This window comes from Bradyrhizobium sp. Leo170 (genome assembly GCF_004296405.1).
GTDB lineage: Bacteria > Pseudomonadota > Alphaproteobacteria > Rhizobiales > Xanthobacteraceae > Bradyrhizobium.
Window position 1 is genome coordinate 33922 of record NZ_PSRR01000002.1, and the last position, 13990, is coordinate 47911.

Sequence of the window (13990 nt, forward strand, 5' to 3'; positions counted from 1 at the left end):
CGCCTTCGGCTCGCTCCCGATCCACCTGTGCAGCCAGCAACTCCAAATCTGCTGGCGGCAACAGAAAAACCGCACGAACAGGGCCTCGATAGCGGCCGGAACATCGGCTATCTTGTGATAACGCGTCGCCGTCTTGGCACTTCGATGCGCCTATCTGCTGCGAGATATCCGGGCTAGACGGAGGTGCAGAGATTCGGCGGAAATTCCGCTTTAGGAGCGTCCCATGCGGTACCTGATGACGCTGGCGTTATTGCCGGCCGGGGCAGTTATTGCCCAACCGACTGTCACATCGACGCGGGCTGAGGCTGCACAGTCGATGTGCCGAGATTCGTCGAGCGCGATACTCTCGAGCCACACACTGGCTGATAAGGCGGAGGACGCTTGCAATAAGCGCGCCTTGGGAGCTCCGGAGCCTCTCTCCGAGATGCCCGCGGACGGCTATCGTCTGACCGCAGAGGAGCGCGGGGTGGCCGCTCCTGCCCCGACGCCCGGCCCCACGCCTCATCCCTCGCCTGATCCGGTACCGAGCTCTGCCGACGTCCCGCTGAGCTTCAACGACCCCGTCTATGCCAACGTCACGAGCGGCAAGACCAATATCGCCTTGCCGCCGGACTCCTCCCGAACAGACCTGTCGATCATTGAGAACTCAGGAGACCCGACGATCACGTGCCTTGGCTCCTGTAGCCTCACGCGGGTTCGTATTCAGTCGCGAGAAGGCGTTCGCTGCAAGAGCGGCAATATCAATCTGACGTGGGTCTATATCGAGGCTACGGGGGTCGAGAATGACCATGCGGATGGATTGCAGTGCTATGCCCCAGGTTCCACGGGCACGGTCACGGTCAAGAACTCGACGTTCAAGATGGCCGGAGCCACGACCGCGGGTTACTGGTCGGCCGATGATTGGCGAGGCTCACACGTCTTCGAGAACGTATTGTTCGAGGGCGGCACTTTCGGACTTCGTATCCCGGCAGACGGCGGCTCTTCGGTGAGCCTGAAGAACGTATACTTCGTGCGTGGTTCGTTCCGTTACAGGGCATTCCTGTTCGACGTGGTCAAAGGTCGCCGCGTCAACATCGCGCAGTGGGAGAACGTGCGCTGGGCTAGTTGGGAAGGCGATCGGCTCGTCCTCGGAAACCCCATCCCGCGGCCAGCTGCGTACCCACCGCGGTGACGGGAACGGATCGACCTCTCGCCGGTTTGCGGGCGCGAAACGCACTAAATGCTTGGCGCGGACGGTCGGGATCCACAATCCCGCTACCAATCAGCAAGATGGGCAAGACGTAAGGAGCGCCCCACACCTAGACCGCGCAGACAAGGAGGTCGGGTCGAGGCTATCACATCGGAGCGCCGCCGCGCTTCCGAGAAGCAAGCGCGTAGCGGCATCGCTGCGGTTGACATCGAATTCGATGACGCTGATGCCCAAACAAGCGTTCACGCGCGCCGACGCGGCACAGCGGAGGCGCGATAGCGGCCACCTAGTGGTGCGGGCGAGGCCCGACCCAAATCTACTGCCTTTTGTCTAGCGACAATCCCGCTCCACGCCGCCTGCCGACGAGAGCAAATGTTGTCTGGCTATGAAGCCGACGCACAACCATCGGATTGGAGCTGCCGCGAAAAACCCCGCCCCGGTCAGGGTTTACCACTTGCCCAAGCTCCCCTTTTTAATATTTAATACGACATTAAATTTGGGTTGATTTCCCATTATATTTAAATATAGTTTTTGGCATTTAAATTGGTCCCATTAAAAGCCAAGAGATTAGACATGGATGCGCTCGTTCACAGTCCGTCCCGCCCGGCATGGGACAGCTCAATTCTGGACAAGAAAGAAAAGGTTCGCGTAGACAGCGCGAGCAAGTACAGGATTTGCGTCTTCGGAATCGGCTATGTCGGCACAGTATCGGCAGCCTGTCTTGCACGCGACGGACATGACGTCGTGGCGGTCGATGTCAATCAGGACAAGGTCAACGTCCTGAACCGTGGACTGTCGCCGATCGTGGAGCCAAATCTCGCTGAAAGCATTGGCTCCGGGGTCAGCACCGGCCGCCTGAAGGCAACCACAGATTCCGCGGCCGCCGTCTCGTCGACGGACATTTCATTGGTCTGTGTTGGAACCCCCTCACAGGACAACGGATCGCTGGAAACATCTTTCCTGAGCCGGGTGGCGCAGGAGATTGGAGAAAGCATCCGCAAGACCACAAACTTCCATTCTGTTGTCATGCGCTCGACGATGTTGCCGGGCACGATGGAGAACATAGTCATACCCATTCTGGAGCGGTCGTCCGGCAAAAAAGCGGGTCTAGATTTCGGGGTCGCCTATCTGCCCGAGTTTCTGCGGGAGGGGACGGCCATATCCGACTATGATGATCCTGGAACGATTGTAATTGGTGTCGACGATGATCCGCTTACGCTTCGGCGACTCATGGAAATTCACGATCGATTCGCGGTAACGCCTCTGGTGCTGTCAATTCGTGCCGCCGAGGCGGTCAAATATGCAAACAACGCCTGGCACGCGACCAAGATCAGCTTCGCGAACGAGATGGGATTGCTTTGCAAGGCGATGGGCGTCGACAGCCACGAAGTCATGAACGTCCTGGTCGCCGACAAGAAACTAAATATCTCGCCGGCATACCTCAAACCAGGGTTTGCATTTGGCGGGTCCTGCTTGCCGAAAGACGTGAGCGCTTTGCGCTATGCAGGACGAAATGTCGACGTTGACACGCCCCTGCTCGACGCCGTGCTGCAGGCGAACGAGAACCAAATTCGCAGCGCTTTCCGACTCGTTGCTGCGACCGGAAAACGGCGTATCGGGCTCGTCGGGCTGAGCTTCAAGCCGGACACGGACGATCTGCGCTACAGTCCGATGCTCGAGATTGCGGAACGGTTGATTGGTCGCGGTTATGAGCTCGCGATCTACGACTCGAACGTTCGCCTGTCTCAGCTCACGGGGGTTAACAGGGATCACCTGACGAGTCGCCTGCCGCACATTGCCTGTCTGCTTCGGGAGAAAATGAGCGACGTCGCGGCCTTTGCCGACGTTCTCGTCGTGGGGAACCGTAAGGAGTTTCTGAAGAACTCATTGGTTTTGAACGGTCATGACAAAGTAATCATCGATCTTGTACGCATCTCGCCGGAAAAGCAGACCGCAGACGACTATCGCGGCATTTGTTGGTAAGTCGCTGGGACAGCGATCATGACAATGGCATCGGTCGTTGAGGCCACGCGCAGCGTACGCCGGCGGAGAATCCTGATCATCGTTGAAAATCTCCCCGTTCCGTTTGATCGCCGGGTCTGGGCGGAGGCGCAATCATTGCACAGGGCGGGTCACGAGGTTTCGGTGATCTGTCCCCGTGGCCCGTTCGCAGAAACCCCGTTCGAATCGATCGACGGCATCGACGTTTACCGCCATCCGCTACCAATCGAGGCCAAGGGCAAGCTCGGCTATCTTGCCGAATACAGCAGCGCGCTATGGTGGGAGTTCGCCTATTCGCTCAAGGTGTTTTGGGGGCGCGGTTTCGATGTGATTCACGCCTGCAATCCGCCAGATCTCATTTTCCTGGTCGGGGCCTTCTACAAGTACCTGTTCGGCAAGAAGTTCGTATTCGACCATCATGACCTGAACCCCGAGCTGTTCGAAGCAAAATTTGGACATCGCGGGCTGATGTGGAAGGCGCTTGTCTTTCTCGAGCGTCTGACTTTTGGCGTGGCTGACATTTCCATCGCCACCAACCGGTCTTACGCCAATGTCGCTGTCCAGCGCGGCCAGATGGAACCCGATCGCGTGTTTATCGTCCGCTCGGGGCCAAATCTCGCGCGCGTGCGTGAGCTCGCCCCCGATAACACATGGCGCAACGGCCGGTCGCATCTGGTCGCCTATGTCGGCGTGATCGGGGAGCAGGAAGGCATCGACCTTCTGCTAGAGGCGGTCCGGCACATCACGTCCACATGTCAACGTACCGACGTCCAGTTCGTTATCATGGGCGCAGGGCCAAGCCTGGAGCAACTCAAAGCGACATGTACGCGGATGCGACTTTCGGAATTTGTCACTTTCACCGGCAGGGTCGACGACACGACGCTGTTCAAGGTGCTTTCGACCGCAGACGTCTGCGTCAATCCGGATCGTCCCAACGCGATGAATGACATGTCGACCATGAATAAGATCATGGAGTATATGGCGCTCGGCAAGCCGATTGTGCAGTTCGATCTGGCCGAAGGGCGGGTGTCGGCCCAGTCTGCTTCTCTCTATGCGCGCAACCCCGACACGGCCGATTTTGGTGACAAGATCCTCGAACTCATCGACGACCCAGATCGTCGCCGCGAGATGGGCATGTACGGACGCAAGCGTGTGCGCGACGAGCTGTCGTGGGAGCATGAAGAGCCGAAATTGATTGCGGCTTACGACGCTCTTTTCAAATAAGGCCTTTCCAGCACCAAAGAACCACGATTCCGCGTCCCACTTTCCGGCAAGCCTGACCGAGTCAAATTGACTGTCTTTGTCATTGGCCGGCTTTGGGAAGGCTCGTCGATCAAATGTAAGCCACTAACCGGTTTATCGATGCCGCCAGCGCATCAGTTGGCGATAGAGGCCCAGCCTTGTACTGACCCTCCAGGCAACACCACGCATCGCATCCGGATCGCGCAAGTGCTGGCGCATGTAGTCCGCATCCATGCTGTTTGTCAGACAAAGGCGGGAGTAGAGAAAAGGTTCGAACCCCCGATGATGCCCAAGCTGGATTGTAAAGAGGTGCGTGTAGCCGGCCTTCAGAGCCGCGTCCCACACGCGTCGGGAAAAGCGCCCGTATGGGAAGGCGAAAAGAGTAACCTGTTGCCCGAGGCGATCCTCTAGCATCGACTTCGACACCATAAGCTCGCGACCGAGTTCGACATCCGAGACAGTGGTCAAATCGACGTGGGCCATGCCATGTGAGCCAATCGCAACGCCGTTCCTGCCAAGTTCCTCAATCATCTCCCAGCTCATACGTCCCGGCGAGCCCACGAAATCCACTGGGATAAAGGACATGAAACCCGGAATCCGACCGGTCTTCACGTAACGCGCATAGACATGCGTGTAGTCCGAAAGACATCCATCGTCGAAGGTTAGCAGGACCGAACCGGTGTGCCTGGCTTTCGGATTGGGGCAATGCTCCAGAAAATACTGAGGCGAGACCAGCCTGTCCCCGCAAAGCGCGAGATGTGCATCGAATGTTTCATGCGTCAGGCACCACGCATTCGAAGGCGACGCTTCCACCAGCTCGTGATAGTTCAGGACAATCATAGAGTTTGTATCAGATCTGAGACACGCCGGCTCCAGGCCTGCCAGTTCAGCCGGACTTCGAAAGCGTCGCGGCTCGATTGTCTCAGGCGTGCCAGCCGTTCCGGGCACGCAAAGGTCTCGGAGATGACCGTCGCATAGTCCTCCTTCGTCGCATCCGGCGGCAACAAGATGCCTGTCTCCCCATCGCGGATAGCACCGGGCACGCCACCTGTGGCCGGCGCAATGCTCGGTACGCCATGGGCCGCCGCTTCGCAAAACACGATGCCGTAGCAATCTGCCCGGGTCGGCAAGAGAAAGAAATCCGCGTCACGATAGAGTTGATCCAGTCGATTGCGCTGTTCACGATCGTTCTTATTGAGGAAAGGAATGATCGTCAGGCCATCCTGGGTGACAGGCTTGGGCGGAGTGCATCCGCAGATCACGAGCTCCGCCTCTACGCCCCTGCCCCTTAGCTCAGCGAGAGTTCCGACCGCGATGTCCGCGCCCTTCTCTTTCCAGTTGGCCCCGATGAACAGGAGCCGGCACGGACCCGGCTTGCGGCAGCCAAGCACCGAGGCACGATCCGGCGCTTCTTCGAGGTTGGCGCCCCAAGGAATGACATGCACGCGCGCACGGTCGACGCCATAGTCCCTAACCGCAGATTCGGCGGCCCATTTCGAGGGGTAGAGGACCAGATCCGCGCGGGCAATTGTGTTGCGTTCCAGGCGTTCCGCAATCTCCCGAGCGTTGCGTGACAAGTTCCGATAGTTGGGATGGTAATTCTCGACAAGCCGAAAGGTCGCGTCGGACGCATAGACGAGGGGAACGCCTTTAGGTACATTCCAGGCGAAGTTGGACCCGGCGGGTGCGAAGACGATATCGGGCGAGACGGCGCGGATCTTGCGTGCTGCGTCCGCTGCATACTGCGCAACAACAGGCCCCGCATGGAATGGGGAGAGGCCCGGCCTATGAAAGGCGCGGCAAAGTCTGGAATACGTCTTGTAAAGAGGCAGGATCGGTGCGTTCAGGGGACCGATATGGACCACCTCATGACCTTCGTTTGCGAGCGATTTCGACATGTGAAATGGAGTGCCGGACCAGAACCTGACCTCGCTTGCGTCGCCGATCGTGGCGAAGGCGATCCGCCGCGCTGCCTGGCTGCCGGAGAGGTGGTACTGATTCATTTTATTCCCTTACACACGGCGCAACCGGCAGATCGTGCCAAAAGCGATCACGGCACTTTTCGAAAAGGTGCGCTCCACTCTTCCGCGTCTTCCGCGCTGATTCAATGACTAGAATCTCCGGAGCATTAAATATATTAAATATCAGACATTTCAATAACCATCCGATTTATTTAATTTGATTGCCGCCGACATAGCGATCCGCTCCGCGGGCTCCTCCGCTTGGCACGGCGCCATGACCTCGCGGTGAAACACCTCCGGTCATCGATCACACCCATGTTTCCGCCGCTCGTGCGGCTCTATCACGCAGTACGGCGGTTTCCGCGAGGTTCGCTCGCATCCCAGCAAAGACAGCGATAAGGATCAAACAGATGCCCCAAAAGTGCACCATGAACCCCAGAAAAACGATGGTTGTTATGACAACTCCGAGCGCGACCGACAGCCGTCCTTCTTCCGGAGTAAGGTGACGCGATTTATCGATCGAACCAAGCCAGCATGCGCCCACAATCGTCAAAAGAACTAATATGCTTCCGGGAATTCCATACGCCATTGCATTAGCAAGCCAAAAGGCATCCACACTCTCACTCAAAAGCGCGCCGTTGGATTGCCAATCCCAGTCGCCGTTCGCACCAATTCCGAAGATCGGCGAACCGAGTACGACACGCCCCCCAACCTGCCAGATCGCTTGACGGTACCAGGCCGCCTCCGGGCTTACTCCGCAAAGGCGTACAAGCGTTACGACAGGGTTGCCAGAGAAAGTGAAAACAGTAACGACTATGGCAGTCACACACAGTCCGACCAACTTCCATCGAGCCGTGAAGCGAGGGGTTGCAACATAGAACATCGCGAGCGCAAATCCGATCAGATAAGCCAGCAACGGACTCCGCGCCTGCGAAAACAACACACCGATGAGCGCAATACCTGCAACAGCCCAGCCAAATACCTGGGACCTAAACGTAATCAAGGCCACGGTCCCAAACCAGGCGCAAACAGCGCCGAATAATATCGAATGCTCCAGCGGCCCCATGGCGCGAATGACCCCTTCCCTATACAAGGTCTCGGCCTTCGTCGCTAATGCGCCTTCATAGCTGAATTTCACATAACCAGTAATGCCTTTGATGAATTCATAGGTGAACAGTTTATCATTCCAAGGGTCGAGAAGCGCGATACAGACAATCAGAACTGCCAGCATGCAGGAGAAGCGTGCGAGTCGCACGGAACTATCGCCAGGAGTGAGATACCGGAACGTCAGATATCCGCCAGTGAATACAATTGCGTCTATTCCCGCCCCTTTAAGGCCCGTAAGACCACCTGTGATGGTGGCGGCAAACATCATCCAAACGCCCGCAACCGGGGCCAAAATATCTGATGGCACGCAGACTACAGCTCGCGCGCTTGAGAGTCGCGATATCGCCGCGATGGAGGAAACAAAAATCAGAACTCGAGCGACCGAGAGGCGAAAATCACCGACGAAGAAAGACAGGCCCTCGGGCAGAAAAATCGCGACCAGTAATACTTTGAGATATAGCTCGGTACGCGAGTGCGAGCCGCTTGCCGCACGCCTGACTGAACTCAGCTGCCGATCCCGCAGATAGGCAAGTTGAAAACCCGAATCCAATTCTAAGCTTCTGCGGTTCAACGTGAATACCCCCAATGCCGAAGACGTTCCGCAAAAAAGAAGCAGCGCTCAAAATTGAGGCGCCGCGTAAAGCGACCGTTCCGTCCGAAGACGCGCATCATTTCGTCGTCTCCAAAGGAATAGCCTGGAAGTTACGACGCAGGCGCCTCGCTACGGTGGGTGAAATCAGCGCGTAAACAAGCGCCTTGTAGTAGTGCGGATCCGCGGGATGCAAACAAGCACATTGCCAACCCGTCCTCAACGCCGAAAGGCGACGGTTTGACCGACGAAAATCCAACACGCTTCTCATAAAATGGGCGGCGATGTTGTTGTCCAGCAAACTGTTACGAGAGCTGTGGCTGCTATCCTCGCATTCTGGCTCGAACCGTACACCTCGCCGCTCGCAAGCTCGCTTGAATGCCGCAGCCTCGAACTGCCTGCGCCACGTTGGCGCACGCCGGGTGAGTGAATTGGGAAGGATGCGATACGCGTAAAGGCACTCGCCCAACACGGTCATCGGATATATTTCCCCAATTCTCAATATATAGTCGTAGGTCTCAGCAACCTTCAACGAGGGCTCGAACCGCATGTCCCCGACCAATGACATTCGAAACATTCCTGTCGGATCAAGGGCAGGCATTCGAAAGGCTCGAATCTCAGACTGGCAGTCGTCCTCGCTTTGCGGCGCAAACACGGGCGCCATGAATTTCCCGTTAATGATAAGTTCGTTACCGCAGAATACGGCAGCCAAATGCGGCTTGTTGAGCAGCGCACGAACCTGTCTTTCAATTCGCGCTGGATGACTGATGTCATCCGCGTCTTGAATTGCGTAAAACTCGCCGCGGATCTGATCGAGCGCCCGATTGACAGCCACAGGCTTGGTCGAATTTGCCTGGTGGATCACACGGACACGCTCGTCCACTAGCAAGTCTTGAACTGAGTCGAAGCAGCCGTCCGTGCTGCCATCGTTGATAACGAGGATCTCCAGATTTTTATACGTCTGATCGATTATGCTCAGCAGCGACGGCCGTAGATATTCCCCTGCGTTGTAAACGGACATCACGACCGTGACGAGGGGACCTTCAGGCACCCCTTCGACTTTGGACGGATGTGCTTGGGACGTCATGAAAAGCTCCCGGTCAGTCAAGTCCAGTATTTTGTCTTCAATACATTAGCCAAATTAACCAGCCACTATTTAATTTGGACAACGCCGATTTTATCCAATATATTATTATAATGCAACAAACCTCAGCCGGAGCGTTAATCGGCACCCCGGTGACGGGCCACGCCCCGGGGAGATCGACAGGTGGAGCGAGCGAGCACCTTCAGATGAATAGGCTGCAAAGTGACCGGACCCGTGCTCCGATCAACGGGGCTGGGCAGAGCGACCAGGCCGAAGGCTGCGGCATTGGAGAACTCGTCAATTTCACCGCGACCATTATTGCGACGACCACTACACCCGTTACGGCTTCTCCGATGCTGGCTGAGCCGGATTCGAACCCCTGGAGTGGCTAGGTACTTGAGATGATTTGTAAAGCTTGCTTGTCAGACCGCGAACATCGCCGCCACGTATTTACCGAGATGATGTTTGGTACAGGAGAGCGGTTTGAATACCAGGAATGTATTGATTGTGGGACGATCCAGCGCCTGGCGGATGTCGCAGATGAGGGTCGCTTTTACCCTGACGGGTATTATTCATTCGCCAAGCCTTCGCGAAATTCGCGGGTCATCGCAATCAGGGATGCGCATGCACTCGGCATCAAAAGCATATTGGGGGCCGTAGCGTCCTTTGTGAGGTACGATCCCATCGTGGGGGTCATCGGAGATTTTAAGATTGATCCTAGCTCTCGGGTGCTGGACGTCGGCTGCGGGTCCGGGAAACTTCTTCATAGAATGTCTGCCGCAGGGTTCAAGAACCTTACTGGAGTAGACCCCTACATTTCCAAGCCGACATCAGGAGCCGTGACGATTCACAAATCGGATCTTCAAAGCATGTCGGGCGAGTTTGATTTCATCATGTTCAATCACTCGTTAGAGCACGTCCCTGATCCGGGCCAAAGTCTTGGCGATGCAAGAAAGCTGCTTGCGCCCGGGGGCCGCATTCTGGTTCGCATCCCAACTTCGTCCTCGCAAGCATGGACGGAGTACGGCCCGAATTGGGTGCAACTGGATGCGCCACGCCACATTGTGATTCCCTCTCGCAAGGGAATGAGCGCGTTGGCGGAGCGCTGCGGCCTGTCTGTCAGACAATCGATTGATGATTCTACTGCGTTTCAGTTCTGGGGAAGCGAAATGTACCGGAAGTCTAAGCCGCTCACATCATCCGGGCCAAGCGATGTGTTTAGCCGTCATGAGTTGAGAGGGTTTGCCAAGCGAGCGGCAAAGCTGAATATCGAACAACAGGGAGATCAGGCAGCTTTCCTGTTGACCGCTGCTTAGGCTGGATGGCCCGAATCGCAAACCCCTGCCCCTCCGACCTCAAATGTCACCCAGATCAGAGGCGGATCTTTGGGGGTGACTGCCACCAGCCAACCTCGCGGTCGAATGATTAAAGGAAGAAACTGTTCGATTATTTGAAGCTACTCTGATCAGCCTGACGATCGACCATAGCGTCCGAGCGAGTTGATTTGCCTTGTCTCGCCTTCTGGAGGCCCTTTATGTGGGACCAACCGATACGCAGCGTAGCTTCCATTCTGTCCATGGAGTTGCGCGGGAACCGCGTGCGGCTTCGAAACGAGTCGTACAACGCGGCATTCGCGTTTGGAACGCCAGCTCTCCAAGGTTTGTTCCAGGTCGTGAAATGAACTATGTTGGGCTTGTACTCGCCCGCTAATTCAGAGACGTCGAGCTTCTCGTTGTAAGCTAGATAGTTCCATCGGGAATCGAGCTTTTTCCAAAGGCCATCGCACGCAACATTCAATGCGTCTTGATCCGAGTAGGGCGATCCAGGACAGCGCTTGAGATATTCTAACGCTGTTTCGACGATTTGCGCCTTTCGCCATTGGTGCAGGTCTATCAGAAGTACACCGGCGTTAAAGTAATCTCGCACGCGAGGTACCGGTAGGCGAACGGTTTGATTTTTCAGCTGAGAATCGAGACCGTCCAAAACCGCGCCAAGAACACTTCCCTCCAGATCTGTTGCCCAGAGCGCCTGCAGATCATCAAGAGCGAGAAGATCGCAGTCCAGATACAATACCTTGGAGACCGTATCCGGGAAAATACGCGGAATGAGGAATCGGGCGTAGGTGATTTTTGAAATGTAACTAATCGTCGAGAACTCCTGGAACATTCCCAAGTCCACCTCGATCCATCGGATCGACGCAGAACCATGCGGAAGGGAGTCCAATATCCTCCTTCGAACACGCTCGGAAAGCCCGTCGGCAAGCACATGAAACTCGAGCGGTTCGCCGCTTCTATCCGTTTCCACAATCGACCGCAGGGTCGTCGCGAGTGGCATGGCGTAACGCCTGTCACAAGCGAGGACGATTGGACCTCGTATCCGTTTTGAGTCCATCTAATGACCTACATGGTTCCCGGAGGAGAAATGACTGCTATCGACCTCGGGTTGATGCTGACTCTTCGGCGATTGCGATGCCCACCCCAATAGCTTGCCCGGCGTCCTTCTGATAACTGACAAAGCCCATTGACGGCCGCCCTCGCCCGGAATCTTCAGCAACCGCCAGAGCGGAGGCAAGTAACGCAGCCGGCGATCCATAGCCATCGCCTCGCGCATGAGGCGGAGGCCGTCATTAAGGCGGCCCCGTCGCAGCAACGCGATCCCGCTCTGGAATATTCGCTCGGCCAATGCATGACGAGCTAAGCCTTTCAAGTCACGCGAGGTGCCGAGACGATCCCCGTATTCATCGAAGAAGCTCTCAAACGCAAGTTGACACTGTCGATAGTCGGATATTATCTCGGCAAAGTACGCGTTAGACATAGCAGTTGAGTGCCTTCGATAGATTGCCTGCACCGCGTCGATGCGCGCCACCGAACCGCTCGCCGCGAAACGAAGCCACATCTCCATATCGCCGCTGTGCGGCAACGATGCTCGATAGCCGCCGATTGCTTTTTGCGTACTCGTTCGCGCAATAGCGGTCGGCGTCCAAACAAAGTTCGTCGCAATCGCACACATCTCTTCCAGGAGATCCTGGCGAGCCCACGTGTAGTCTTGCGTCGGTTCGATATTCGGGATCGGCGAATCATCGTTCCAACTGACGCATTCGCCATGCGTGAGAACAACGTCCGGATTTTTGTCCATGATTTCGACGGCGCGTTCGAGTGCGCCGGCGACCAGCAGATCATCCGCAGACAACAGAAGGAAGTAATCGGCGGAGGCCCAGGCAATTCCCTCATTGTATGTGCCGATATGCCCCTTGTTCCGCTCGTGCGCGACCACGGTCACTCGAGGGTCGTCTCGCGCCAACTTTCTCGCCACCGAGAGCGAATTATCGGACGAAGCGTCATCGATGATCAGCACGCGAAGATCTGCGACGGACTGCCTGAGAACGCTCCCCACGCAGGCTTCAAGGAACCGCCCATAATTGTAACAGGGTACAACGATATCGACTTTGGCCATGCGCCTGATTCCCTGAGCCCAACCGAAATGATCGGCGTCACCAGCGCAACTGCCGGCTCGCGACATCGACACGATCTGTTTAGACTTGAAGTTCTTTCTTCAACGTCTCCGCAATCAGCACCTGATTCTCCTCAGTCATCTGGGCGTAGAGCGGCAGCAGGATCGAGTGATCCTGCGCAAGCTCCGATTGCCGAAGGTCGTGAGGCCGCTTGTCATTCGAGTAGGGTCGCTCGCGATGCGCACACATGATGCCGCGTCGAGTTGCAATTCCCTGATCGAGGAATCGCTGCATCAGCACCTTCTGATCCACGCCATCCGGCAGTCTGACGCAGTAGCTCTGCCAGTTTGAACGAGCCCACTGCGGTTCGAAAGGCAAGATCAATCCCTCGATGTTACCGAGCAGTTCCGTGTAGCGGGAGGCAAGCGAGCGACGGCGCGCGACAAGCTCGGAGAGCCGCTCAAGTTGCTTGCGGCCAACCGAGGCCTGGATATCGGTCATGCGGTAATTGAAGCCCACCATCAGATAGTCTTCGAAAATCACTTGCGCGGAGCCATGGCGCACTGTGTCCGGCACACTCATGCCGTGCTGGCGCAGCAGTCTGAACTTTCGATCTAGCTCCGCGTCCGCGGTAGTGAGCATTCCACCCTCGCCGGTCGTGATGACCTTGCGAGGATGGAACGAAAAGCACGCGATCCGGCCGTGCGGCTTGCCGATCCGCTCCCAGTGGCCGTTCACCCGGACCTCGCTGCCGGCGGCACAGGCCGCGTCTTCGATCAGGATGAGGCCATGACGATCGGCGAACGCAGCGAGCGCCGCGAGATCGCAGGGCATGCCCATCTGATGAACGGCGACGATCGCACGCGTGCGCGACGTGATCGCTTCGGCTACCCGATCCGGATCTATGTTGTAACTGTCCGGGTCGATATCCACGAACACCGGAGTCGCGCCACAATATTTGATGCAGTTGGCTGTTGCGATGAAGGAATGACTTGCGGTGATCACCTCGTCGCCAGGCCCGATGTTTGCCGCAGTCAAGGCGACGTGCAATGCCGTCGTGCAATTCGAGACCGCGCACGCATGAGGCGCACCAACCAGAGCAGCGAATTCCCGCTCGAACGCAGCAACCTGCGGCCCCTGCGAAACCCAGCCGGATAGCACGGCCTCGCGAGCCGCGTCGGCCTCCTCCTTGTCAAGAAGCGGAATGGCAATCGGGATCATGAAGCTAGCGCCTCCTGCTTGTGCACTGAGCCCTCGGTCTCGTAAGACCTGGAGCTGATCCAGTTCGTTGACCACCTGGCAGCCACGTCAAGTCGGATTGGGGCGCCTCGATGTCCTCGCATCACTGGATTTACCTTCATTGATT

Annotated in this window: 11 protein-coding genes; 4 read left to right on the forward strand and 7 right to left on the reverse strand. The window is 56.9% G+C overall.

What is annotated here, in order from left to right:
- Positions 1-223 precede the first annotated feature (223 nt).
- From CWO89_RS00570 to CWO89_RS00580, 3 genes are all read left to right on the forward strand, one after another.
- A complete protein-coding gene (locus CWO89_RS00570) occupies positions 224-1171 on the forward strand; it encodes a hypothetical protein (protein WP_130576720.1) in 948 nt (315 codons plus the stop codon).
- 591 nt (positions 1172-1762) lie between these two features.
- Positions 1763-3172: a nucleotide sugar dehydrogenase gene (locus CWO89_RS00575; protein WP_130576721.1), complete on the forward strand. Its 1410-nt coding sequence runs from the start codon at positions 1763-1765 to the stop codon at positions 3170-3172.
- 18 nt (positions 3173-3190) lie between these two features.
- A complete protein-coding gene (locus CWO89_RS00580) occupies positions 3191-4414 on the forward strand; it encodes a glycosyltransferase family 4 protein (RefSeq protein WP_245475611.1) in 1224 nt (407 codons plus the stop codon).
- Between the two features lie 132 nt (positions 4415-4546).
- Here the strand turns inward: CWO89_RS00580 and CWO89_RS00585 are convergent, their stop codons facing one another.
- The 4 genes from CWO89_RS00585 to CWO89_RS00600 all read right to left on the reverse strand — a co-directional run bounded on the left by CWO89_RS00585 (position 4547) and on the right by CWO89_RS00600 (position 9176).
- The gene (locus CWO89_RS00585; RefSeq protein ID WP_130576722.1) at positions 4547-5272 is read right to left on the reverse strand and encodes a polysaccharide deacetylase family protein; all 726 of its coding nucleotides are present in this window, start codon (positions 5270-5272) and stop codon (positions 4547-4549) included.
- Positions 5269-6330: a glycosyltransferase family 4 protein gene (locus tag CWO89_RS00590; protein ID WP_245475613.1), complete on the reverse strand. Its 1062-nt coding sequence runs from the start codon at positions 6328-6330 to the stop codon at positions 5269-5271. The genes CWO89_RS00585 and CWO89_RS00590 overlap by 4 nt, the downstream gene beginning before the upstream one ends.
- A gap of 370 nt (positions 6331-6700) precedes the next feature.
- The gene (locus tag CWO89_RS00595; protein WP_130576724.1) at positions 6701-8050 is read right to left on the reverse strand and encodes an O-antigen ligase family protein; all 1350 of its coding nucleotides are present in this window, start codon (positions 8048-8050) and stop codon (positions 6701-6703) included.
- A 118-nt stretch (positions 8051-8168) separates the two neighbouring features.
- On the reverse strand, positions 8169-9176 hold the full coding sequence (locus tag CWO89_RS00600; protein WP_130576725.1) for a glycosyltransferase family 2 protein: 1008 nt from the start codon (positions 9174-9176) through the stop codon (positions 8169-8171).
- Between the two features lie 416 nt (positions 9177-9592).
- On the opposite strand from CWO89_RS00600, the gene CWO89_RS00605 reads away from it, so the two are divergent.
- Positions 9593-10489: a class I SAM-dependent methyltransferase gene (locus CWO89_RS00605; RefSeq protein ID WP_165420933.1), complete on the forward strand. Its 897-nt coding sequence runs from the start codon at positions 9593-9595 to the stop codon at positions 10487-10489.
- A gap of 130 nt (positions 10490-10619) precedes the next feature.
- Here the strand turns inward: CWO89_RS00605 and CWO89_RS00610 are convergent, their stop codons facing one another.
- The 3 genes from CWO89_RS00610 to CWO89_RS00620 all read right to left on the reverse strand — a co-directional run bounded on the left by CWO89_RS00610 (position 10620) and on the right by CWO89_RS00620 (position 13845).
- On the reverse strand, positions 10620-11564 hold the full coding sequence (locus tag CWO89_RS00610) for a glycosyltransferase family 8 protein (RefSeq protein WP_130576727.1): 945 nt from the start codon (positions 11562-11564) through the stop codon (positions 10620-10622).
- The gene (locus CWO89_RS00615; RefSeq protein ID WP_165420934.1) at positions 11565-12626 is read right to left on the reverse strand and encodes a glycosyltransferase family 2 protein; all 1062 of its coding nucleotides are present in this window, start codon (positions 12624-12626) and stop codon (positions 11565-11567) included. It lies immediately after the preceding gene.
- 79 nt (positions 12627-12705) lie between these two features.
- Positions 12706-13845, reverse strand: coding sequence for a DegT/DnrJ/EryC1/StrS family aminotransferase (locus CWO89_RS00620; protein WP_130576729.1), 1140 nt, complete (start codon positions 13843-13845; stop codon positions 12706-12708).
- Between the last annotated feature and the right edge of the window lie 145 nt (positions 13846-13990).

Excerpts from the sequence above, each read along its gene's own strand:
- CWO89_RS00570 (WP_130576720.1), top strand. The coding sequence starts at position 224 with ATGCGGTACCTGATGACGCTGGCGTTATTGCCGGCCGGGGCAGTTATT.
- CWO89_RS00575 (WP_130576721.1), top strand. The coding sequence starts at position 1,763 with ATGGATGCGCTCGTTCACAGTCCGTCCCGCCCGGCATGGGACAGCTCA.
- CWO89_RS00580 (WP_245475611.1), top strand. The coding sequence starts at position 3,191 with ATGACAATGGCATCGGTCGTTGAGGCCACGCGCAGCGTACGCCGGCGG.
- CWO89_RS00585 (WP_130576722.1), bottom strand. The coding sequence starts at position 5,272 with ATGATTGTCCTGAACTATCACGAGCTGGTGGAAGCGTCGCCTTCGAAT.
- CWO89_RS00590 (WP_245475613.1), bottom strand. The coding sequence starts at position 6,330 with ATGTCGAAATCGCTCGCAAACGAAGGTCATGAGGTGGTCCATATCGGT.
- CWO89_RS00600 (WP_130576725.1), bottom strand. The coding sequence starts at position 9,176 with ATGACGTCCCAAGCACATCCGTCCAAAGTCGAAGGGGTGCCTGAAGGT.
- CWO89_RS00610 (WP_130576727.1), bottom strand. The coding sequence starts at position 11,564 with ATGGACTCAAAACGGATACGAGGTCCAATCGTCCTCGCTTGTGACAGG.
- CWO89_RS00615 (WP_165420934.1), bottom strand. The coding sequence starts at position 12,626 with ATGGCCAAAGTCGATATCGTTGTACCCTGTTACAATTATGGGCGGTTC.
- CWO89_RS00620 (WP_130576729.1), bottom strand. The coding sequence starts at position 13,845 with ATGATCCCGATTGCCATTCCGCTTCTTGACAAGGAGGAGGCCGACGCG.